A 21,248-nucleotide genomic window follows, 5' to 3' on the forward strand; every position below is an offset into this window, starting at 1 on the left:
ATTACTCTTTTTTTCGCTGTTTAGTCACGTACCCAGCCTTTTCGAATGGGCAATGCGAAACAGAAACGGTAACAACGTTGCAGCGCCTGGTAGAGCGGCGCGCCGTACCATTGCCAGATCAGCTGTGCGCTCAGGCAGCCAAGCATCGCTACCAACAGCGCGCCAATCATATCTAACGGCCAGTGTACGCCGAGATAGACGCGCGACCAGGCGATGGTAATGGCTATCGCCATCATCACGATGCCTGACCAGAGGCGGTGCCAGAACAAAAACGCCAGCGCAAAGGTAAAAATCACCGTACCGTGATCGCTGGGGAACGAGTCATCGGCGGCATGATGCAGGAAGTTATAGCCGATATGATCGACAAAGGGACGGTCGTGCGGGAAAAGGTGTCCCATTGTCCAGGAGACCGCCAGACTGATAATCAGCGCGATGCCGATTTTAACGATCAGCTGGCGCTGGGCGCAGACCCGATCGCGGGGCCCCCACAGCCAGAGTACAACGGCTAAGAGCGGGACGATGTTGATGACATCTTTGGCGATAAAGATAGCGAGCGAAATCGTCCACTGCGCGGAATCAGGCGTGGCGTTAATAAAATAAAACAGCGAGTTGTTAAGGTTTTCCAGCATAACATCCAGGCTCGGAGCAATGAAATCAAAAGGGATAGCCAGCTCATCCCCGTGCAAACTGAGCATAAATGCAGCGTAACAGAGAGGAAAAGCAGTATTGTCTTATTTGGCGGCAACATGAAGAGATTTAAGACAATGGCATAAAATAAAGTTGATGATAACGGCGCAAACTTAAATTAACCTTAAAGTATGCAAGCGCTAAGTGGCTTTCTGTAAAAATGTGCGCTATTTCCCTTGCAGCCTCATAATTCGCTATCTCAGTTCCCCGACTTTCATTACACTCTGCGCGGTTTTTATTGGCGAAGAGATGGTATGCAGAATCGTTTACAATCAGGCGGCAGGCTGGGACGTCAGGCGCTGCTTTTTCCTCTCTGTCTGGTGCTGTACGAGTTTTCTACTTATATTGGCAACGACATGATCCAGCCGGGTATGCTGGCGGTGGTTGAGCAGTATCAGGCGGGCCTGGACTGGGTTCCGACGTCCATGACCGCTTATCTGGCGGGCGGTATGTTCTTACAGTGGCTGCTTGGCCCGTTGTCTGACCGGATTGGCCGTCGTCCCGTGATGCTGGCGGGCGTCGTGTGGTTTATTGTCACCTGCCTGGCGACGTTACTGGCGAAAAACATCGAACAATTTACCTTCCTGCGTTTTTTGCAAGGGATTAGCCTGTGTTTTATCGGCGCTGTAGGGTATGCCGCGATTCAGGAATCCTTTGAGGAAGCGGTATGTATAAAAATTACCGCGCTGATGGCGAACGTGGCGTTAATCGCGCCGCTACTGGGACCACTGGTTGGGGCGGCATGGGTGCATGTTCTGCCGTGGGAGGGGATGTTCATTTTATTTGCCGCACTGGCCGCTATCGCCTTTTTCGGACTACAGCGTGCAATGCCGGAGACCGCCACGCGGCGGGGCGAAACGCTGTCATTTAAGGCGCTGGGCCGGGATTATCGGCTGGTGATAAAAAACCGGCGGTTTGTCGCAGGGGCGTTAGCGCTGGGATTTGTCAGCCTGCCGCTGTTGGCCTGGATTGCGCAGTCGCCGATTATCATCATTAGCGGCGAACAGCTCAGCAGCTATGAATATGGTCTGCTGCAGGTGCCCGTTTTTGGCGCGCTCATTGCCGGTAATCTGGTGTTGGCGCGTTTAACCTCCCGACGTACGGTTCGCTCGCTGATCGTGATGGGCGGCTGGCCTATCGTCGCGGGGCTGATCATCGCCGCGGCGGCGACGGTGGTTTCATCCCATGCTTATTTATGGATGACGGCGGGATTAAGCGTATACGCTTTTGGCATTGGGCTGGCGAATGCCGGACTGGTGCGTCTGACGCTCTTTTCCAGTGATATGAGTAAAGGAACGGTCTCGGCGGCGATGGGAATGCTACAAATGCTGATTTTTACCGTTGGCATTGAAGTCAGTAAACACGCCTGGTTAAGTGGCGGCAATGGGCTATTTAGCCTGTTTAATCTGGCAAACGGTATTCTTTGGCTACTGCTGATGCTGGTCTTCTTAAAAGATAAGCGGACGGGGAATTTGCAAACAGTCTGAGAGAGCGGCTACGCCTGATAAGCTTTCTGTTATCAGGCGTAGAGAGGCATCCGCTAGACGTTGAACGGCGGCTCGTTGTTTAATACGCTGTCGATGATATCCAGCACGCCTTCCTGATTGTTCGATCCGGCGCGGTATTTCGCCGCCGCCGCGACCGCTTCGCTGGCGTGCGACATGGCAAAACTAAACCCGGCCTGACGCAGCATCTCAATATCGTTGCCGCCGTCGCCGAATACCACCACTTCACTATCATGAATGCCCCAGCGCTGCTGTAACAGACGCAGGCCGTTGGCTTTATGCACGCCGGGAATTATTAAATCAATACTGCCATAGCCGGTATGAACGGGGACCATGATATCGCCAATGGCGTCGTGCAGCGCCGCCTGTACTTCCGGTATCCGTTCATCGGTAATATTAAGGCCGAATTTGAAAAAAACATCGCTGATATTGTTGAAATTATCCACAAACTCCAGACGATGATAATACATTGCCGCAACGGCTTTTAACGCATCGTCGTACCGTTTCAGCGTGTAGGCGCTGTTTTTTCCACAGGCGATGATCTCCACATCGGCGCGTGTGAGCAGGTGTTCGACAACCGCCTGGAAGTCGGCTTTTGTCAGCTCGCCGTTAAAAATATCCTCGCCTTCGCTGACCACCCAGCCGCCGTTTTCCGCGACAAAAGCGATTTCGTGCGCAATTTCCGGAAAGAAGGAGATTAACTGGTAATACTGGTTGCCGCTGGCCACGACAAAGCGAATGCCTTGCCGCTTCATTTGTTGGTACTGCGCCATAAACCGGTCACGGTTATAGGTTTTTTGATCGCTCAGAAACGTGCCGTCCATGTCGACGGCGATTAATTTGATACTCATGCGTTATGCTCCATCACCGGTTGCGGAGTCGATACAGGTTTGGCGACGGCCTTCGCCACCAGCGCCGCCAGAATAACCAGCGCCAGCACAACCATCATGGCGCTGCGTAATCCATAATGCTCTCCCAGATAGCCCAACAGCGGCGGCCCGACCAAAAACGCCAGATAGCCGGTCGTGGCGACAACGCTCACGCGCGTCGGCGCGTCGGGACCGGTATCGCTGGCGGCGGAAATGGTCAGCGGGAAGCCGAGCGAAGCGCCTAAGCCCCAAAGAATGACCGAGACGCCGGCGACCCAGTCGCTATCGACAAAAATAATCAGGCCAATGCCCAACGCTCCCATCAACGCGCTGGCGCGAACAACCGTCACCCGGCTATAGCGGTCAATAAACCAGCCGCCGGTAAAGCGGCCAACGGTCATACCAAGCGTGAAACCGGCGTAGATCAGAGAGCCGGAGGTTGGGCTAAAACCGTGTCCGTCTACCATCAGTAGCGGTAGCCAGTCATTCGCAGATCCTTCGGCGAATGCCATTGCCAGCACCACCACGCCAATAAGCAAAAGCTGGATGTCCCGATAAAAAGGTAATCCTTTTTCCTGAAGGTGAGAATCTTCCGATGCGTTTTTACCCGTACCGTCAGGGATCGCCCGAATGGCGATGAAAATGGGCGCGATCGCCACGGCAGCCGCGAGGATGATATGGATGTTAGCCGGGACGCTTAATGCGGTTAACGCCATGCCGACACCAGCGCCCGCCAGCGTGCCGAAACTGTAAAAACCATGCATCATCGGCAGAACGGTTTTATTCAGCTCGCGTTCGACCGCCGCGCCTTCGACATTAATCGCCACTTCGGCGGCGCCAAAACTGGCGCCGAAAACGGCTAATCCAAGGGCAAAAATCAGCGGCGAGGCGCACCACAGCGCGACGCTAAGAATAACCATCCCGCCTACTGCGCAGGTCATCGTCGTGCGAATAACCTTCCGGGTGCCAAATCGTTTCACCAGCCAGGCGGAACAAAGAATACCGCTCATTGAACCGATAGAAAGCCCGAATAAGACCGCCCCCATTTCCGCGGTAGAGACGGAAAGAATATCCCGAATAGCAGGCGTTCGGGTTGCCCAGGAGGCCATCAGCAGTCCGGGTAAAAAGAAGAACATAAACAGCGCCCAGGTACGGCGTTTTAAGGCGTTACGTGAGGAGAGGACGGTCATAGCGTCAGGCCAGAAAATAGAAGCGAGAGGTAAACATTAGCAAGCTTGTGTACATTTGTACATATCGTCGTCATACTTCGTTGTGCAGACAGTTTTTGCTGTCTGTTTTTTCAGCGTAAGCGGCAGGCTACTATCGCCTGCATCCTGAATGAGATGTGGAACTCATCATGAAAGAAAATGCCGTAAGACGCGCCAATGATCCTAAGCGACGGGAAAAAATAATTCAGGCCACACTGGAAGCGGTAAAGACCTATGGCGTTCATGCCGTGACGCACCGGAAAATCGCCGCTATCGCTCAGGTGCCGCTTGGCTCGATGACCTACTATTTTGCCGGTATGGATGCGTTATTGAGTGAAGCTTTTACACTTTTCACCGAGAACATGTCGCGTCAATACCAGGACTTTTTTGCGCAGGTGACGGATGCGGAGGGGGCGTGCCAGGCGATAACGGAAATGATTTACGGCTCGCAGGTTACGACGCCGGATAATATGGCGTTAATGTATCAGTTATATGCCTATGCCAGCGATAAGCCAGCGTTAAAAATAGTCATGCAAAACTGGATGCAGCGTAGCCAGAATACGCTGGCGCAGTGGTTTGACGCACAGACCGCCCGCGCGCTGGATGCGTTTATCGAGGGGATGACGCTGCATTTTGTGACGGATCGAACGCCGCTGGCGCGTGAAGCGATTTTACAGATGGTAAAGCGAATCGCCGGAGAGCCAATGTCGTGTCACTCTGCGTCGGGCAACAAAAAACCCATCAACCTTGAACCGAAATGGCGGGGTTGATGGGCTCCACAAAATGGGGACATCAAAGAAAAGCAGTGGCAATAGGTATGACTGATGCTTTAACGAAAAGTTCGACCTATTGGCAAAATTTTTTCACTTAAAGGCAAACTTCAGTTTTATCCTAACCCCGGCCAGATGATGACAATAAGCGTCCCCGCCAGCGTTAGCAGAACGTTGGCGATGGCGTAAGTCCCCGCATAACCCAGCGCTGGAATATTACTGCGCGCCGTATCGCTAATGATTTCCATCGCCGGGGCGCAGGTACGCGCGCCCATCATGGCGCCGAACAGCAGCGCCCGGTTCATGCGCAGCACATAAGCGCCAAACAAGAAGCAGATCACCACCGGTACCAGGCTGACGACAAGCCCGGCGATCAGCATTTGTCCGCCGACCGCGCCCAGACCGTTGCTGATACCGCTGCCGGCGCTTAAACCAACGCCTGCCATAAACACCATCAAGCCGAATTCTTTCACCATATTAAGCGCGCCCTGCGGAATATAACCAAAGGTAGGATGGTTAGCGCGCAGGAAACCGAGCATGATCCCGGCGAACAGCAATCCGGCCGCGTTGCCGATGCCGAAACTAAAATTGCTGAACTGGAAGGTAATCATCCCGATCATTAACCCGATGATAAAAAAAGCGCAGAAGGCGAGCAGGTCCGTCACCTGACTATGAATCGAAATAAAACCAATGCGATCGGCAATGGTTTTTACGCGTCTGGCGTCGCCGCTCACCTGTAACACGTCGCCTTTATTCAGCACAACGTTATCGTCGATAGGCATTTCGATCTGGCTGCGGATGACGCGGTTAAGGAAGCAGCCATGATCGGTCAGCTTGAGCTGAGCGAGGCGGCGACCGACCGCATTGTGGTTTTTCACCACAATTTCTTCCGTCACGATGCGCATATCAAGCAGATCGCGATCAAACACTTCCTTACCATTACGGAAGCTGGGATCGAGCCTGGCGTGCGCGTCCGGATAGCCGACCAGCGCAATCTCATCGCCCATTTGCAGCACCGCATCGCCATCCGGGTTCGCCAGAATACCGTTACGGCGAATACGTTCGATATAGCAGCCTGTCTGGCGGTAAATACCCAGCTCGCGCAGGTTTTTACCGTCAGTCCAGGCCACCAGCTCCGGACCAACCCGATAGGCGCGGATAACCGGCAAATAAACTTTGCGATTAGCATCGGTATCCAGACCGCGCTCGCGAGCAATTTGCTGGGCGCTGGTTTGCAAATCCTGATGCTGTAGTTTAGGCAAGTAACGCGCGCCCACGATCAGACTGACCAGCCCAATCAGATAGGTCAGGGCATAACCCAGGCTCAGATTATCAAGAGCGGAGGAGAGTTGGGTGCTGGCGATGCCGGAATGTCGCAGGGTATCGCCTGCGCCAACCAGCACGGGCGTGGATGTCATTGAGCCGGCCAGCATACCGGCCGTCAGGCCGATATCCCAGCCGAATAGCTTACCAAGGCCTAAGGCGATTAGCAGAGCGCTACCGACCATGACCAGGGCAAGCATCAGATAATTTTTACCGTCGCGAAAAAAAATCGAAAAAAAGTTGGGGCCAGCCTCGACGCCGACACAAAAAATAAACAGCATAAATCCCAGATTTAGCGCGTCGGTGTTAATACTAAAGTGTTGCTGCCCTAATAATAGAGAGACCACTAAAACGCCAATGGAATTACCAAGTTGGACTGAACCCAGACGTAACTTGCCAAGACACAGGCCAAGAGCCAGGACCACAAATAATAACAGGATGTAATTCCCATTTAACAAATCTGCGACGTTTATATTCACGGAGACTAACTTCTTGTTTACGAGTAAGCTGTTGAAAGAAATGGTAATTTACGCTACTGTTTTTATCATGAATTAAGGGTGCAATCGTATTGCATACAGCATCCAAATAAAAACAACACAACAATATATCCTGCTAGTTTAATCTTATTGCGTACTAACGGCTATAAGAATCGTGCAGGTGTGTTTTTGGCATGGAATGCCACATGACTTTATCTGACTGGATGCCTCACGGCGGAAAGCGTGTTCGATAGAGAGTGTCAGGAGGAACGATTGAAACATAAACACGGGTGGGCAAGCGTTGTCTGCTGCTTTGTACTCTTTATTGTGGTGTGTCTTTCATTAACTATGCATGTACAAGGCGCTTTTCGCGCGGCAGGGCATCCTGAGATTGGACTGTTATTTTTTACGTTGCCTGGTGCGGTGGCCAGTTTTTGTTCTCACCGACGCGAGGTGATCCGACCGCTGATCGGGGCGATGCTGGCGGCGCCGTTTTGCCTGGTGTTAATGCGCGTGGTATTTATGCCTACCCGATCGTTTTGGCAAGAACTGGCGTGGTTATTTAGCGCCGTATTCTGGTGTGCGTTAGGCGCGCTCTGCTATTTGTTTATTAGCAGCCTGTTTAGCCACCGGCGAAAAAAACGCCGATAGCGCCCTCCGTCAGAGGGCGTTGCCAGAGCAATCAGGCGAAAAGATTCAGATTTTCTTTTGCCCATGCTTCAAAATCCGTACAGCCGCCGATATGTTTTTGATCGACAAAAATCTGCGGTACGGTTTCTACAGGTTTACCTACGGTTTTTTCCAAATCCGCTTTAGTAATGCCTTCAGCATGGATATCAATATAGCGGTAGTTGAAATCGTCGCGTTCTTTGCTCAGTTTTTCCGCCAACTCTTTTGCACGCACGCAATAAGGGCACCCTGGACGGCCAAAAATAACAGTAAACATATCTCTCCTCGAACATAAAGCCAGACGGCGAACAGGTGTTATCATGCCGCGATTTACGGCAGATGAAAAGCAGGTTACGCCTGTTCCTTTGATAACCCAGGGCTATATCTGTTAAGCACGCCGGACCAGAACGTTCTACACTGTGCGTCAGTTAACCGGGAGGCTTGATATGCGCACGATTGGCGTGTTACCCAAAAGCGTACTGATACTGGAATACCTCGGTATGATTTTGCTGGCGCTTGCTCTGCTATCGCTTAATCATTACCTTACGCTGCCCGCGCCGTTCAATACGCCGCTGGCTGGCGTATTGATGGTTTTCCTCGGCGTCGTGTTGATCCTCCCCGCCGCGGTGGCGATGATGTGGCGTATTGCGCAGTTACTGGCGCCGCAGTTGATGAAACGTCCACCCGACATTTCTTCCCGTTCAGATAGAGAAAAGCATAATGAGTCCGACCATTGAACTTCTTTGTGGCCATCGTTCTATTCGCCATTTCACCGATGAACCCGTGACTGACGCGCAGCGAGAGGCCATTATTGCCGCCGCGCGCAGCACGTCCAGTTCCAGTTTTTTACAGTGCAGCTCTATTATCCGTATTACCGATCGGGCGCTGCGCGAGGCGTTAGTGCCCCTGACGGGCGGGCAAAAGCATGTGGCGCAGGCCGCTGAGTTCTGGGTATTTTGCGCCGATTTTAATCGTCATTTGCAGATCTGTCCTGACGCGCAGCTGGGGCTTGCCGAACAACTGTTGCTCGGTGTCGTCGATACGGCGATGATGGGGCAAAACGCGCTGACGGCGGCGGAATCACTGGGGTTAGGCGGCGTGTATATCGGCGGCATCCGTAACAATATTGAGTCTGTTACCGAACTATTAAAATTGCCGAAGCATGTATTGCCGCTCTTTGGCCTGTGTTTGGGATGGCCTGCGGATAATCCGGATCTGAAACCGCGCCTGCCTGCCGAGCTTGTGGTTCATGAGAACCAGTATCAACCGCTTGATGAAAAGCTGCTGGCGCGCTATGACGAGCAGTTGGCTGAGTATTATCTGACCCGCGGCAGTAATACGCGACGCGATACCTGGAGCGATCATATCCGTCGCACCCTGATTAAAGAAAATCGCCCATTTATCCTTGAATATTTGCATAAACAGGGCTGGGCGACGCGCTAAAACCTGCGGGCCAGTGTATGATACGCGGGCTTTTCAGGGTTTTCAGCGAGGTGCAGGGTGAAAATTGCCATATTGTCCAGGGATGGAACGCTCTATTCTTGCAAACGTCTGCGCGAAGCGGCGATGCGGCGCGGCCATCTGGTCGAGATACTCGATCCTCTTTCCTGCTATATGAATATTAATCCGGCTGCGTCGTCGATCCATTACAAGGGGCGTCGTCTGCCCCATTTTGACGCCGTTATTCCCCGTATTGGTTCGGCCATTACCTTTTATGGTACCGCTGCGCTACGTCAGTTTGAGCTACTGGGTAGCTATCCGCTGAATGAATCCGTCGCTATTACCCGCGCGCGCGATAAGCTGCGATCGCTACAACTTCTGGCGCGCCAGGGGATCGATCTCCCCATTACCGGGATCGCCCATTCGCCGGATGATACCAGCGATCTTATTAAGATGGTTGGCGGGGCGCCGCTGGTCGTGAAGCTGGTAGAAGGCACGCAAGGGATCGGCGTGGTATTGGCGGAGACGCGTCAGGCTGCTGAAAGCGTTATTGATGCGTTTCGGGGGCTGAATGCCCATATCCTGGTTCAGGAATACATTGCCGAAGCTAAAGGATGCGATATTCGTTGTCTGGTCGTCGGCAATGAGGTTGTGGCGGCGATTGAGCGGTGCGCGAAAGCCGGTGATTTTCGCTCCAATCTTCATCGTGGCGGGGTGGCCAGCATCGCGACGATCACGCCTCGTGAACGGGATATCGCCATCAAAGCCGCACAAACGCTGGGGCTGGATGTGGCGGGCGTCGATATTTTACGCGCCGCGCGCGGGCCGCTGGTGATGGAGGTGAATGCCTCGCCGGGACTGGAAGGTATCGAAAAGACTACGGGCGTAGATATCGCGGGGCGAATGATTCAGTGGATAGAACGTCACGCTACACCTGAATTTTGCCTTAAAATCGGCGGCTAATCGCAATCGTGGATTCCGCCGTAGTACGAAGCACGCTTTTTGCGTAAGCTGTGCCGGTAATTTTTCATCGTCATCGTAAGAGGTAGCACATTATTATGATATCACTGGTCGTTCCCACTCTGGATACGTTGCGTCAATGGCTCGACGACCTGGGCATGAATTTCTTCGAATGTGATACCTGCCAGGCGCTGCATTTGCCGCATATGCAGAATTTTGACGGCGTCTACGATGCTAAAATCGATTTGGTGGACAACACCATTCTTTTTTCCGCGATGGCGGAGGTCAGGCCTTCCGCGTTGCTGCCGCTGGCGGCCGATCTCTCTGCTATCAACGCCAGTTCGTTGACGGTAAAAGCCTTTCTCGATATGCAGGATGATAATCTACCAAAACTGGTTGTGTGCCAGTCTTTATCCGTTATGCAAGGAGTCACCTACGAACAGTTCGAATGGTTTGTTCGCCAAAGTGAAGAGCAGATTTCTATGGTGATCCTTGAGGCCGGGGCGCATCAGCTTCTGTTTAACGCGGAAGAAGACGCGCAAAAAACCAGCGCAGTTGACCATTTTCTTCACTAATCCCTTCCGATAATCAGGCAGTCGCTGCCAGCGCGGCTGCTGTTTACGTTTTTTTATGCTGCTATTAACCTTTATTTAAAGAATTATTCACCTCCTTTCTGACCATTTCGCTTTATCACATAGACAAAACCTGCATAAAAAATTGATAAAAGGCGTTTTTTAATCTGGGCTATAGCCTCAAACCTTAGCTAAAGTTATTCTTGCGAAGCTTCTATAGCGAGCTTGATGGCAGGGAGGGCGACCTCTCTTCTTCATTTGTATCAAATGAAAAGGTATGCACATTTCAGGCATGTTTTAAACCACGCCTAATGGGTTCATTTGTTAACGGATTTCAGAAGGAAAGCGATGATGACCGCCTTAAAGAAAAAATGGCTATCGGGTCTGGTTGCGGGTGCTCTGATGGTCGTCTCTGTCGGCACGCTCGCTGCCGAACAAAAAACGCTGCACATTTATAACTGGTCAGATTATATCGCGCCGGACACGGTGGCGAACTTTGAAAAAGAGACCGGGATTAACGTTATCTATGATGTCTTTGACTCTAACGAAGTGCTGGAAGGCAAGTTAATGGCAGGCAGCACCGGGTTCGATCTGGTGGTGCCATCGGCCAGTTTTCTTGAGCGCCAGCTCACCGCGGGCGTTTTTCAGCCGCTGGATAAAAGCAAACTTCCCGGCTGGAAAAACCTCGATCCTGAACTGCTGAAACTGGTAGCGAAGCACGATCCTGACAACAAATACGCCATGCCCTATATGTGGGCCACGACGGGCATTGGCTATAACGTTGATAAAGTGAAAGCGGTGCTGGGGGATGATGCGCCAGTGAATAGCTGGGATTTAGTCCTCAAGCCGGAAAATCTGGAGAAGCTAAAAAGCTGCGGTGTCTCTTTCCTTGATGCGCCTGAAGAAATTTTTGCCACTGTGCTGAACTATCTGGATAAAGATCCGAATAGCAGCAAAGCGGATGACTACACCGGCCCGGCAACCGATCTGTTGTTGAAGCTACGGCCAAACATTCGCTATTTCCACTCCTCGCAATACATTAACGATCTGGCTAATGGCGATACTTGTGTAGCCATTGGCTGGGCGGGCGATGTCTGGCAGGCCGCTAACCGGGCGAAAGAGGCGAAAAATGGCGTCAATATCTCTTTCTCGATCCCCAAAGAGGGGGCAATGGCGTTTTTTGATGTGTTTGCCATGCCGGCTGACGCCAAAAATAAAGACGAGGCCTACCAGTTCCTTAATTATCTGCTGCGCCCTGATGTGATTGCCCATATTTCCGATCACGTTTTCTACGCCAATGCGAATAAAGAGGCGACGGCGCTGGTCAGCCAGCAGGTGCGCGATAACCCGGGAATTTATCCGCCGGCGGATGTGCGGGCCAAGTTGTTTACCCTGAAAGTGCAGGAGCCGAAGATCGATCGCGTCCGCACCCGCGCATGGACGAAGGTGAAAAGCGGTAAGTAATTTATTAACGGTATGGCCTGATAAGCGTGCGCTATCGGGCATTCCACCGTTTGTATCGTTTGATTGTGTTATGCCGGAGAGCGCCTTGTGAATGATGTCCCCCACCGCCCGCAGGTGAAAACCCGTAAAGCGCTGACGCCGCTTCTGGAAATTCGCAACCTGACGAAGTCATTCGACGGGCAACATGCTGTCGATGATGTCAGTCTGACTATCTATAAAGGCGAGATTTTTGCCCTGCTGGGCGCGTCAGGTTGTGGAAAATCGACTCTGCTACGGATGCTGGCAGGTTTTGAACCGCCGAGCAGCGGGCAAATTATGCTCGACGGCGTCGATCTGGCGCATGTTCCGCCGTATCAGCGTCCGATTAATATGATGTTTCAGTCCTATGCGTTGTTTCCGCATATGACGGTAGAGCAGAACATCGCTTTTGGTCTGAAGCAGGACAAACTGCCGAAGGCGGAGATTACCAGCCGCGTCAATGAGATGCTGGGTCTGGTGCACATGCAGGAGTTTGCAAAACGTAAGCCGCATCAGCTTTCCGGCGGTCAGCGCCAGCGCGTGGCCCTGGCGCGCAGCCTGGCGAAACGTCCTAAACTGCTCTTGTTGGATGAACCGATGGGCGCGCTGGATAAAAAATTACGCGACCGGATGCAGCTTGAAGTGGTGGATATCCTTGAGCGCGTCGGCGTGACCTGCGTCATGGTGACGCACGATCAGGAAGAAGCGATGACGATGGCGGGGCGCATTGCCATCATGAACCGTGGAAAATTTGTGCAAATTGGCGAACCGGAGGAGATTTACGAGCATCCGACGACCCGCTATAGCGCCGAATTTATCGGATCGGTAAATGTTTTTGAGGGCTTACTGAAAGCGCGTGAAGAGGACGGTCTGGTCATTGACGCGCCCGGTTTGGTTCATCCGTTAAAAGTCGATGCGGATGCCTCTGTCGTTGATAATGTGCCGGTATATGTGGCGCTACGTCCGGAAAAAATCATGCTGTGTGAGTCGCCGCCTGCCGATGGCTATAATTTCGCCGTCGGCGAAGTGGCGAATATTGCGTATCTCGGCGATCTGTCTATTTATCATGTGCGGCTAAAAAGCGGGCAGATGATCAGCGCTCAACTGCAGAATGCGCACCGTTACCGGAAAGGGTTACCGACCTGGGGCGATGAAGTGCGTTTGTGCTGGGAAGCGGATAGCTGCGTGGTCCTGACGGTATAAGGGGGAAACATGAGCACACTTGAACCTCCGGCACGCATCAGTAAACCTGGCGGCGCGGCGCTATGGTTGGCGCGAATGCAAATGAAACATGGGCGTAAGCTGGTTATTGCTTTGCCCTATATTTGGCTCATTCTGCTGTTTTTACTGCCGTTTCTTATCGTCTTTAAGATAAGCCTGGCGGAAATGGCGCGGGCGATCCCGCCGTATACCGATCTGCTGGAATGGGCTGACGGTCAGTTGTCGATTACGCTCAACCTCGGCAATTTTTTGCAACTGACCGACGATCCGCTCTATTTCGAAGCCTATCTGCAATCGTTACAAATTGCCGGTATTTCCACAATCTGCTGCCTGCTGTTGGGCTACCCGCTGGCGTGGGCGGTGGCGCACAGCAAGCCCTCCACGCGCAATATCCTGCTGCTGTTGGTGATCCTGCCCTCGTGGACGTCTTTTTTAATACGCGTCTATGCCTGGATGGGCATTTTGAAAAACAACGGTGTGCTGAACAATGTGTTGCTGTGGCTAGGGGTTATCGATCAGCCGCTGACGATCCTGCACACTAACCTGGCCGTCTATATCGGCATTGTTTATGCTTATCTGCCGTTTATGGTACTGCCCATTTATACCGCATTGACGCGCATTGATTATTCGCTGGTGGAAGCGTCGCTGGATCTCGGCGCCCGACCGCTGAAAACATTTTTTAGCATCATTGTCCCGCTCACCAAAGGCGGAATCATCGCCGGCTCGATGCTGGTTTTTATCCCGGCGGTGGGCGAGTTCGTGATCCCGGAACTGCTTGGCGGGCCGGACAGTATCATGATTGGTCGCGTCCTGTGGCAGGAGTTTTTCAATAACCGCGACTGGCCGGTTGCTTCTGCGGTCGCCATTATTATGTTGCTGCTGCTGATAGTACCGATCATGTGGTTCCATAAACATCAGCAAAAAAGTGTGGGGGAGCACGGATGAATAACTTACCGGTCGTTCGCTCGCCCTGGCGCATTCTGATTCTGGTGCTGGGGTTTACTTTTCTCTATGCGCCGATGTTAATGTTGGTGATTTACTCGTTTAACAGTTCGAAGCTGGTGACGGTGTGGGCGGGATGGTCGACGCGCTGGTATGGCGAGCTCTTTCGGGATACCGCCATGATGAGCGCAGTGGGACTAAGCCTGACAATTGCCGCCTGCGCGGCGACGATGGCGGTGGTGCTCGGTACTATTGCTGCGGTGGTGATGGTGCGATTTGGACGATTTCGCGGCGCAAACGGCTTTGCGTTTATGATCACCGCGCCGCTGGTGATGCCGGATGTGATTACCGGGCTGTCGCTGCTGCTGCTGTTTGTCGCGCTCGGTCATGCTATCGGCTGGCCCTCCGATCGCGGGATGCTGACCATCTGGTTGGCGCACGTCACTTTCTGTACCGCCTATGTGGCAGTGGTGATCGCTTCGCGATTACGCGAACTGGATCGTTCGATTGAAGAGGCGGCGATGGATCTTGGCGCGGCGCCGTTGAAGGTCTTTTTCGTCATTACGTTACCGATGATCATGCCAGCGGTGATCTCGGGCTGGCTGTTGGCCTTTACGCTTTCCCTTGACGATCTGGTGATTGCCAGCTTCGTTTCCGGTCCCGGTGCCACCACGCTACCGATGCTGGTTTTCTCCAGCGTGCGCATGGGCGTGAACCCGGAAATCAACGCGCTGGCGACGTTAATCCTCGGCGTGGTAGGAATCGTCGGATTTATTGCCTGGTACCTGATGGCGCGAGCGGAAAAACAGCGGATTCGCGATATCCAGCGTGCAAGACGCGGCTGAAGCCACTAAAATCTTCCACTATGGCAATGCGTTGCCGCGCGGGTCGCGGCATCATTTTCAGGGAAGACATTCATTGGGATTTATAAAGCAATCAACCTCATCACATGCCCGTTTAAATGTGCCTACGCTGGTGCAGGTTGCGGCTATGGCGATTATTTTGATTCGCGGTCTCGATGTGCTGATGATTATGAATACCCTCGGCATACGCGGGATGGGCGAGTTTATTCATCGCAGCGTGCAGACGTGGAGCTTAACCCTGGTCTTTCTGGCCAGCTTAGTGCTGGTCTTTGTTGAAATTTATTGTGCGTTTTCGCTGGTGAAAGGCCGTAGCTGGGCGCGCTGGGTGTACCTGGCGACACAAATTATTGTAAGTGGGTATCTGTGGGCGGCGTCGTTAGGCTACGGGTATCCGGAGTTGTTTAGCATCGCGGGAGAATCGAAGCGTGATATCCTGCATTCCCTGGTCATGCAAAAACTCCCCGATCTTTTAATTCTGTTTCTGCTGTTTATTCCCGCTCCCAGCCGTCGGTTCTTCCGGCTGCAATAATGTGTATAATCGTCGCCCCGGATAATATGAAGGTTTTTTGGTATGCAGTGCGCACTCTATGACGCGGGTCGCTGCCGTTCCTGTCAATGGATTACGCAGTCGGTTAACGAACAACTTTCCGCAAAAACAGCCGATTTACATCGTTTGCTGGCCGGGCTGCCTGTTGAACAGTGGTGCGCGCCGATTAGCGGCCCGGAACAGCATTTCCGCAACAAAGCGAAAATGGTCGTGAGCGGTAGTGTAGAAAAACCGCTCTTCGGGATGCTGCATCGCGACGGTACGCCGGTCGATCTTTGCGCTTGCCCGCTGTATCCCGCCTCCTTTGCCCCCGTATTCAGCACGCTAAAACCTTTTATTGCCCGTGCCGGACTCACGCCTTATAACGTGGCGCGAAAACGCGGCGAACTGAAATACCTGTTGCTGACGGAAAGTCAGTTCGATGGCGGCATGATGCTACGCTTCGTGTTGCGTTCAGAAACCAAACTTACGCAACTGCGCGCGGCGTTACCGTGGCTGCGCGCGCAACTGCCGCAGCTCAGGGTGATCACCGCAAATATTCAGCCGGTACATATGGCGATTATGGAAGGGGAGACGGAAATCTACCTGACGGATCAGCAGGCGCTGGCGGAACGTTTTAACGATGTGCCGCTGTGGATTCGTCCGCAAAGTTTCTTTCAGACCAACCCTACGGTCGCCAGCCGATTATATGCAACGGCGCGCGATTGGGTAGGGCAACTGCCGGTACGCCATATGTGGGATCTTTTTTGCGGAGTGGGCGGATTCGGCCTGCACTGCGCGACGCCGCAGATGCAATTAACCGGTATTGAGATCGCGCCGGAGGCGATTGCCTGCGCGAAGCAATCCGCTGCCGAGCTGGGATTGACCCGCCTTCATTTCCAGGCGCTGGATTCCACCCAATTCGCCATCGCACAAGGCGAAACGCCCGACCTGGTATTGGTGAATCCTCCCCGCCGCGGCATTGGCAAGCCGTTGTGCGATTACCTTGCACAAATGGCGCCGCGTTTTATCATTTATTCAAGCTGTAACGCGCAGACGATGGCGCAGGATATTCGCCATCTTCCGAACTACCGTATTCAACGTGTTCAGCTTTTCGATATGTTCCCGCATACCGCGCATTATGAGGTTTTAACGTTACTGCGCAGGTCAATATAATCTATTCACAATATTTATTTTTATCCCTTAACTATTTCATAAAAATAATAAATACAATCAATTGATTATTTAATTCAATTGGTTGTATTTATATATTACCCTATTTTTGCAAATCAAATCACAAATAATCACTTTAAATCTTTTAATGACTACTTTTGATTATTACAGTGCGTGTAAGGCAAAATTAGACAAGGTGGTTTATCGGGTAACTTTCAATAGCATCAGCGAAGCAATACGTAACGTCAGTAAAGGGGTCAATCATGACAACGAATAGGCACGCTTATGGAGGGCGTTCAGACGATGTTTGCCAAATTTATAGATGTTATTCAAACGTTTTTAACTGAACCGGCAATATTAATTGGGATATTAGTCGGTGTTGGCTATGCGCTGGATAAAAAGACGCCTATAAAAATTATCACCGGTATGATCAGCGCGATGGTTGGTTTGATGATGGTGTTATTTGGCGGCTTTCAATTTTCAGCCACTTTTAAACCGGTTGCAGAGGCAGTCAGCAAGGCTTATGGCGTGCATGGATACTTAATGGATTCATACGCCATGAAAGCCGCGACGCAAATAGCGCTGGGCGATAATTTCGGCTATGTAGGATACGTTTTTGTACTGGCGTTTTTTACTAACCTGTTATTAGTTTTATTTGGCCGTTATACCGGCGCAAAAGGTATATTTCTTACCGGTAATACCGGGGTCTCTCATTCACAGGCAGTACTGTGGTTAATCGTCTTCTGGCTGGGGTTCGGTTGGGTACAATCCATTGTAATTGCCGGGGTATTGACCGGGGTCTTTTGGGCGTTTTCAACTACGCTTATTGTTAAACCCATCGCCAAAGTGACCAATAACGCCGGTTTTACCATTGCGCATAACCAGATGCTGGGACTGTGGTTTTTCTCGAAATTCGCGCATAAATTCGGCGATCCGGAAAAGCATGACGCCGAAAACCTGAAACTTCCCGGTTGGTTAGCCATTTTTAACCACAACGTGACGGCAATCGCCATTGTGATGACGCTCTTCGTTGGCGGTTTTCTATTGGCGACAGGGATCGATAACGTACAGTTAATGGCGAAAGGCAAACCCTGGTATATCTATATCATCAATCTGGGCCTGCAATTCTCTATGTATATGGTCATCTTGCTGCAGGGCGTGCGGATGATGGTTGGTGAAATTAACGGTTCGTTTAAAGGATGGCAGGATCGCTTTATTCCTAACGCCATACCGGCTGTGGATGTTGCTGCTTTATTACCTTTTTCGCCTAACGCGGCCACGCTGGGATTCGTCTTTTGTACTTTCGGCACGATTTTTTCCATGGGCATCCTGCTGCTCATCCATAGCCCTATTATGGTATTGCCTGGTTTTGTTCCGCTCTTCTTTTCCGGCGGTCCCATCGGCGTATTAGCCAACCGAATGGGGGGATATCGTTCCGTTATTATTTGCACTTTCCTGTTAGGGATTATTCAGACTTTCGGTACGGTATGGGCCATTCCTTTAACCGGGCTGGCAAAAGAAGGTGTGGGCTGGACGGGAATATTTGACTGGGCGACTCTGTGGCCTGCAATTTGTGAATTACTGAAATTTATTGCTTCAACGTTCCATCTTGGTCCTTATTCCATTTAATTGATTCGGTTTATATAAAGGATTTTATTATGAAAGATTCTGTAAATATTTTATTCGTATGCGGTTATGGTGTAGGCAGTAGCGTAATGTTACAGACTGTTGTTAAGAAAGCGTTAGCAAAATATGACTTCTCTTTTGATATGGAGCATACGGCAGCGGGAGAGGTCGGTGGATTTACCGACTGGGCAGATATTTATGCGATTTCGAAAAAATTGCTTGATGTTGTTAGCCTCGATCCTAAACACGGACAATATCTCATTCCCATTGAAAATATCATGGATGGCGAATCAATAGGTAAACAGATTTACGATGTGGTAGAGAAAAATTTTCCGCACCTGCTCAACAAATGAGGGTGAGTCATGAAAGCGATTATTCTGCTGTTTGACAGTCTGAATAAAAACTATTTGCCGCCCTATGGTGATTTGCTAACGAAAGCGCCTAACTTTCAACGCCTGGCGGCACATGCCGCCACCTTTGACAATAGTTATGTCGGCAGTATGCCCTGTATGCCAGCCCGTCGGGAACTGCACACCGGGCGCTATAATTTCCTGCATCGTGAGTGGGGGCCGCTGGAACCCTTTGATGATTCCATGCCGGAATTATTGAAAAAAGCGGGGATCTACACCCATCTTATCAGCGATCATCTGCATTACTGGGAAGACGGCGGCGGTAACTACCATAACCGCTATAGCTCCTGGGACGTAGTACGCGGTCAGGAGGGCGATCACTGGAAGGCAAGCGTTGGCGAGCCGCCCATTCCGGAAGTACTGCGCGTTCCACAAAAACAAACCGGAGGCGGCGTTTCCGGGCTATGGCGTCATGACTGGGCGAACCGCGAATACATCCAGCAGGAAGCCGATTTTCCCCAGACGAAAGTTTTTGACGCCGGGTGCGATTTTATCCATAAAAATCATGCCGAAGATAACTGGTTATTGCAGGTTGAGACGTTCGATCCGCATGAGCCGTTTTATACCACCGAGGAATATTTATCGCTCTATGAAGATGAGTGGCAAGGTCCGCATTATGACTGGCCGCGCGGCAAAGTCAGTGAAAGTGAGGAGGCGATAGCGCATATTCGCTGTCGTTATCGGGCCCTGGTTTCCATGTGCGACCGCAATCTGGGACGTATCCTTGATCTGATGGATGAACACGATCTCTGGCGCGATACGATGCTGATTGTCGGTACCGATCACGGCTTCTTGCTGGGGGAGCACGGTTGGTGGGCTAAAAATCAAATGCCCTATTATAACGAGGTGGCGAATAACCCGCTGTTTATCTGGGACCCGCGCAGCGCGGTATGCGGAGCGCGACGGCAGTCGCTGGTGCAGATGATTGACTGGGCGCCAACGCTACTGGATTATTTTCAGCAACCTATTCCCGCAGATATGCAGGGCCAACCACTGGCGAAAGTCATTGCCAGTGATGAACCCGTCAGGGAAGGCGCGCTGTTTGGCGTGTTTAGCGGACATGTTAATGTTACCGACGGACGCTATGTTTATATGCGGGCCGCGCAGCCGGGGCGTGAGCATGACATTGCGAACTACACGTTAATGCCGATCAAGATGAATGCGCGTTATGATGTGGATGAACTGGGAAAATTATCTCTGGCACCTCCGTTTAACTTTACTAAAGGGCTTCAGGTATTACGTATTCCGGCCAGGGAAAAATATAAAGGTGTGAATAGCTTTGGTCATCTCTTGTTTGATCTCAGAGACGATCCGCAGCAGCAACATCCTATTCATGATGAGGCCATCGAAGCAAGGATGAGCAACTTACTTATCCGTTTGATGAAAGAAAATGATGCTCCGGCGGAGCAGTATCGCCGTCTGGGTCTGGATGTTATCTAAAACGTAACAATGTTGTAAGCCGGGTACGCGTCAGCGTCACCCGGCAAGTATTAGTCCGAATCGCCTGTTGATGCAGGCGTTTGAGACTGATGACAAACTGTAGAATGCTCAATGGCGCTGCGCTTATCAGGCCAGGATAGTTTCCGATGGCGGCCCGTGGGCTGAATAAGGTATTTATACTGCCATTTCGCAACACGGTGGGCTAATCACATACGTCTTACTGCGGGAACCACTGATCGCTGATTTTCTGATAAGTGCCGTCCGCTTTAATGGCGGCCAGCGCATTATTCAGTTTTTCCAGCAACGCCTTATTGTCCGGGCGCACCGCGATGCCAAGTCCGGTACCGAAGTATTGCGGATCGGTCACTTTCTCTGTTGCCGGACCCAGTTGCGGATTCGTTTTCAGCCACTCATTGACCACTGCGGTATCGCCAAAGACGCCGTCAATACGGCCATTTTTCAGGTCGATAATCGCATTCTGGTAGCTGTCGTAGGCCACGGTTTTGACCTCCGGATGTTTATCCTGGAGATATTTTTGATGCGTGGTGCCATTTTCCATACCGATACGCTTACCTTTTAGATCGGTAAAGGTTTTATAGGTGTCTTTTTTGGCAATCACCAGCGCGGAGTTCGCATAATAGGGATTGCTAAAGGCGACCTGCTTACTGCGCTCCGGGGTAATGTCCATTCCGGAAATGACGGCATCATATTTTCTGAATTTCAGCGCCGGGATAAGACTATCGAAAGCATGATTGGTAAAAGTACATTCTGCCTGCATTTGCTTGCATAATGCGGTTGCCAGATCGATATCGAAGCCCACAATTTTATTACTCGCATCCAGGGATTCAAACGGGGGATAGGTGGCGGAAACCCCGAAATTGATTTTTTCAGCGGCGATGCTGCCAGTGGCGAAAGAGGCGAGTAATGCAGCCAGAACTAACTTTTTCATGATGTCACTCCCGTAATCTTATGATTATGCGCCGTGTCTGCGGCATAGATTTACAATGCCATCAATTGAATTTGTATGCAATAAAAATGATTAAATATTTTAAGGTGGGTAAAAAAAGACGGACAGGTTAACCACTT

22 protein-coding genes are annotated in these 21,248 nt (G+C 51.5%); 16 read left to right on the top strand and 6 right to left on the bottom strand.

Going from position 1 to position 21,248, the window contains the following annotated elements; translation table 11 throughout:
* Nucleotides 1-20 precede the first annotated feature (20 nt).
* A complete protein-coding gene (ybjG, locus tag ACLJRS_RS00510) occupies nucleotides 21-629 on the bottom strand; it encodes an undecaprenyl-diphosphate phosphatase (protein WP_001531378.1) in 609 nt (202 codons plus the stop codon).
* A 312-nt stretch (nucleotides 630-941) separates the two neighbouring features.
* Between ybjG and ACLJRS_RS00515 the strand changes: the two genes are divergently transcribed.
* On the top strand, nucleotides 942-2,174 hold the full coding sequence (locus ACLJRS_RS00515) for an MFS transporter (protein WP_001181284.1): 1,233 nt from the start codon (nucleotides 942-944) through the stop codon (nucleotides 2,172-2,174).
* Nucleotides 2,175-2,227: 53 nt separating this feature from the next.
* On the opposite strand, the gene ACLJRS_RS00520 is transcribed toward ACLJRS_RS00515, so the two are convergent.
* The gene (locus ACLJRS_RS00520) at nucleotides 2,228-3,043 is read right to left on the bottom strand and encodes a Cof-type HAD-IIB family hydrolase (protein WP_000023548.1); all 816 of its coding nucleotides are present in this window, start codon (nucleotides 3,041-3,043) and stop codon (nucleotides 2,228-2,230) included.
* Nucleotides 3,040-4,251 carry an MFS transporter gene (locus ACLJRS_RS00525; RefSeq protein ID WP_000217420.1) on the bottom strand — a complete coding sequence of 404 codons (1,212 nt, stop codon included), beginning with the start codon at nucleotides 4,249-4,251 and terminating at the stop codon, nucleotides 3,040-3,042. The genes ACLJRS_RS00520 and ACLJRS_RS00525 overlap by 4 nt, the downstream gene beginning before the upstream one ends.
* A gap of 167 nt (nucleotides 4,252-4,418) precedes the next feature.
* Between ACLJRS_RS00525 and ACLJRS_RS00530 the strand changes: the two genes are divergently transcribed.
* Entirely contained in the window at nucleotides 4,419-5,039 is a 621-nt protein-coding gene (locus tag ACLJRS_RS00530; protein ID WP_000661871.1) for a TetR/AcrR family transcriptional regulator, read from the top strand.
* Between the two features lie 116 nt (nucleotides 5,040-5,155).
* Here ACLJRS_RS00530 and ACLJRS_RS00535 read toward each other — a convergent pair whose 3' ends face one another.
* Nucleotides 5,156-6,841 carry an aspartate:alanine antiporter gene (locus ACLJRS_RS00535; protein WP_001024853.1) on the bottom strand — a complete coding sequence of 562 codons (1,686 nt, stop codon included), beginning with the start codon at nucleotides 6,839-6,841 and terminating at the stop codon, nucleotides 5,156-5,158.
* Nucleotides 6,842-7,111: 270 nt separating this feature from the next.
* On the opposite strand from ACLJRS_RS00535, the gene ACLJRS_RS00540 reads away from it, so the two are divergent.
* Nucleotides 7,112-7,489, top strand: coding sequence for an inner membrane protein YbjM (locus tag ACLJRS_RS00540; protein ID WP_000680850.1), 378 nt, complete (start codon nucleotides 7,112-7,114; stop codon nucleotides 7,487-7,489).
* 31 nt (nucleotides 7,490-7,520) lie between these two features.
* Here the strand turns inward: ACLJRS_RS00540 and ACLJRS_RS00545 are convergent, their stop codons facing one another.
* Nucleotides 7,521-7,784, bottom strand: coding sequence for a GrxA family glutaredoxin (locus ACLJRS_RS00545; protein ID WP_000495513.1), 264 nt, complete (start codon nucleotides 7,782-7,784; stop codon nucleotides 7,521-7,523).
* 169 nt (nucleotides 7,785-7,953) lie between these two features.
* Between ACLJRS_RS00545 and ACLJRS_RS00550 the strand changes: the two genes are divergently transcribed.
* The 13 genes from ACLJRS_RS00550 to ACLJRS_RS00610 all read left to right on the top strand — a co-directional run bounded on the left by ACLJRS_RS00550 (nucleotide 7,954) and on the right by ACLJRS_RS00610 (nucleotide 20,162).
* A complete protein-coding gene (locus ACLJRS_RS00550) occupies nucleotides 7,954-8,244 on the top strand; it encodes a YbjC family protein (RefSeq protein WP_001259137.1) in 291 nt (96 codons plus the stop codon).
* Nucleotides 8,228-8,950: a nitroreductase NfsA gene (gene nfsA / locus ACLJRS_RS00555; protein ID WP_000075300.1), complete on the top strand. Its 723-nt coding sequence runs from the start codon at nucleotides 8,228-8,230 to the stop codon at nucleotides 8,948-8,950. The genes ACLJRS_RS00550 and nfsA overlap by 17 nt, the downstream gene beginning before the upstream one ends.
* A 57-nt stretch (nucleotides 8,951-9,007) precedes the next feature.
* Nucleotides 9,008-9,910 (top strand): 30S ribosomal protein S6--L-glutamate ligase, encoded by a 903-nt coding sequence (rimK, locus tag ACLJRS_RS00560; RefSeq protein WP_000684361.1) that lies wholly within the window; start codon nucleotides 9,008-9,010, stop codon nucleotides 9,908-9,910.
* Between the two features lie 95 nt (nucleotides 9,911-10,005).
* Nucleotides 10,006-10,482 (top strand): YbjN domain-containing protein, encoded by a 477-nt coding sequence (locus ACLJRS_RS00565; RefSeq protein WP_000624810.1) that lies wholly within the window; start codon nucleotides 10,006-10,008, stop codon nucleotides 10,480-10,482.
* A gap of 348 nt (nucleotides 10,483-10,830) precedes the next feature.
* The gene (gene potF, locus ACLJRS_RS00570) at nucleotides 10,831-11,943 is read left to right on the top strand and encodes a spermidine/putrescine ABC transporter substrate-binding protein PotF (RefSeq protein WP_000125764.1); all 1,113 of its coding nucleotides are present in this window, start codon (nucleotides 10,831-10,833) and stop codon (nucleotides 11,941-11,943) included.
* Nucleotides 11,944-12,030: 87 nt separating this feature from the next.
* Complete coding sequence (gene potG / locus ACLJRS_RS00575; RefSeq protein ID WP_001000699.1) at nucleotides 12,031-13,164, top strand: putrescine ABC transporter ATP-binding subunit PotG; 1,134 nt, start codon at nucleotides 12,031-12,033, stop codon at nucleotides 13,162-13,164.
* 9 nt (nucleotides 13,165-13,173) lie between these two features.
* Nucleotides 13,174-14,127, top strand: a complete 954-nt coding sequence (gene potH / locus ACLJRS_RS00580; RefSeq protein WP_000105453.1) for a putrescine ABC transporter permease PotH — start codon at nucleotides 13,174-13,176, stop codon at nucleotides 14,125-14,127.
* Nucleotides 14,124-14,969, top strand: a complete 846-nt coding sequence (gene potI / locus ACLJRS_RS00585) for a putrescine ABC transporter permease PotI (RefSeq protein WP_001061629.1) — start codon at nucleotides 14,124-14,126, stop codon at nucleotides 14,967-14,969. The genes potH and potI overlap by 4 nt, the downstream gene beginning before the upstream one ends.
* A 73-nt stretch (nucleotides 14,970-15,042) precedes the next feature.
* Nucleotides 15,043-15,516, top strand: a complete 474-nt coding sequence (locus ACLJRS_RS00590) for a YbjO family protein (protein ID WP_000505788.1) — start codon at nucleotides 15,043-15,045, stop codon at nucleotides 15,514-15,516.
* A gap of 42 nt (nucleotides 15,517-15,558) precedes the next feature.
* On the top strand, nucleotides 15,559-16,689 hold the full coding sequence (rlmC, locus tag ACLJRS_RS00595; protein ID WP_001149788.1) for a 23S rRNA (uracil(747)-C(5))-methyltransferase RlmC: 1,131 nt from the start codon (nucleotides 15,559-15,561) through the stop codon (nucleotides 16,687-16,689).
* 282 nt (nucleotides 16,690-16,971) lie between these two features.
* Nucleotides 16,972-18,315 (top strand): PTS sugar transporter subunit IIC, encoded by a 1,344-nt coding sequence (locus ACLJRS_RS00600; protein ID WP_000399323.1) that lies wholly within the window; start codon nucleotides 16,972-16,974, stop codon nucleotides 18,313-18,315.
* Between the two features lie 29 nt (nucleotides 18,316-18,344).
* A complete protein-coding gene (locus ACLJRS_RS00605; protein ID WP_000655399.1) occupies nucleotides 18,345-18,665 on the top strand; it encodes a PTS sugar transporter subunit IIB in 321 nt (106 codons plus the stop codon).
* A 9-nt stretch (nucleotides 18,666-18,674) separates the two neighbouring features.
* Nucleotides 18,675-20,162 (top strand): sulfatase, encoded by a 1,488-nt coding sequence (locus ACLJRS_RS00610; RefSeq protein ID WP_000644030.1) that lies wholly within the window; start codon nucleotides 18,675-18,677, stop codon nucleotides 20,160-20,162.
* Between the two features lie 217 nt (nucleotides 20,163-20,379).
* Here ACLJRS_RS00610 and artJ read toward each other — a convergent pair whose 3' ends face one another.
* Nucleotides 20,380-21,111: an arginine ABC transporter substrate-binding protein ArtJ gene (gene artJ / locus ACLJRS_RS00615; RefSeq protein ID WP_000737538.1), complete on the bottom strand. Its 732-nt coding sequence runs from the start codon at nucleotides 21,109-21,111 to the stop codon at nucleotides 20,380-20,382.
* Between the last annotated feature and the right edge of the window lie 137 nt (nucleotides 21,112-21,248).

It is taken from the genome of Salmonella sp. SAL00670 (genome assembly GCF_046552235.1).
Taxonomy (GTDB): domain Bacteria; phylum Pseudomonadota; class Gammaproteobacteria; order Enterobacterales; family Enterobacteriaceae; genus Salmonella; species Salmonella enterica.

What these genes read in the sequence shown, in the direction of transcription:
- ACLJRS_RS00610 (WP_000644030.1), top strand. Translation starts at nt 18,675, where the DNA reads ATGAAAGCGATTATTCTGCTGTTTGACAGTCTGAATAAAAACTATTTG.
- ACLJRS_RS00525 (WP_000217420.1), bottom strand. Translation starts at nt 4,251, where the DNA reads ATGACCGTCCTCTCCTCACGTAACGCCTTAAAACGCCGTACCTGGGCG.
- potI (WP_001061629.1), top strand. Translation starts at nt 14,124, where the DNA reads ATGAATAACTTACCGGTCGTTCGCTCGCCCTGGCGCATTCTGATTCTG.
- ybjG (WP_001531378.1), bottom strand. Translation starts at nt 629, where the DNA reads ATGCTGGAAAACCTTAACAACTCGCTGTTTTATTTTATTAACGCCACG.
- ACLJRS_RS00600 (WP_000399323.1), top strand. Translation starts at nt 16,972, where the DNA reads ATGGAGGGCGTTCAGACGATGTTTGCCAAATTTATAGATGTTATTCAA.
- ACLJRS_RS00545 (WP_000495513.1), bottom strand. Translation starts at nt 7,784, where the DNA reads ATGTTTACTGTTATTTTTGGCCGTCCAGGGTGCCCTTATTGCGTGCGT.
- rlmC (WP_001149788.1), top strand. Translation starts at nt 15,559, where the DNA reads ATGCAGTGCGCACTCTATGACGCGGGTCGCTGCCGTTCCTGTCAATGG.
- nfsA (WP_000075300.1), top strand. Translation starts at nt 8,228, where the DNA reads ATGAGTCCGACCATTGAACTTCTTTGTGGCCATCGTTCTATTCGCCAT.
- ACLJRS_RS00530 (WP_000661871.1), top strand. Translation starts at nt 4,419, where the DNA reads ATGAAAGAAAATGCCGTAAGACGCGCCAATGATCCTAAGCGACGGGAA.
- ACLJRS_RS00550 (WP_001259137.1), top strand. Translation starts at nt 7,954, where the DNA reads ATGCGCACGATTGGCGTGTTACCCAAAAGCGTACTGATACTGGAATAC.
- ACLJRS_RS00565 (WP_000624810.1), top strand. Translation starts at nt 10,006, where the DNA reads ATGATATCACTGGTCGTTCCCACTCTGGATACGTTGCGTCAATGGCTC.
- ACLJRS_RS00520 (WP_000023548.1), bottom strand. Translation starts at nt 3,043, where the DNA reads ATGAGTATCAAATTAATCGCCGTCGACATGGACGGCACGTTTCTGAGC.
- artJ (WP_000737538.1), bottom strand. Translation starts at nt 21,111, where the DNA reads ATGAAAAAGTTAGTTCTGGCTGCATTACTCGCCTCTTTCGCCACTGGC.
- potH (WP_000105453.1), top strand. Translation starts at nt 13,174, where the DNA reads ATGAGCACACTTGAACCTCCGGCACGCATCAGTAAACCTGGCGGCGCG.
- ACLJRS_RS00605 (WP_000655399.1), top strand. Translation starts at nt 18,345, where the DNA reads ATGAAAGATTCTGTAAATATTTTATTCGTATGCGGTTATGGTGTAGGC.
- ACLJRS_RS00515 (WP_001181284.1), top strand. Translation starts at nt 942, where the DNA reads ATGCAGAATCGTTTACAATCAGGCGGCAGGCTGGGACGTCAGGCGCTG.
- potF (WP_000125764.1), top strand. Translation starts at nt 10,831, where the DNA reads ATGACCGCCTTAAAGAAAAAATGGCTATCGGGTCTGGTTGCGGGTGCT.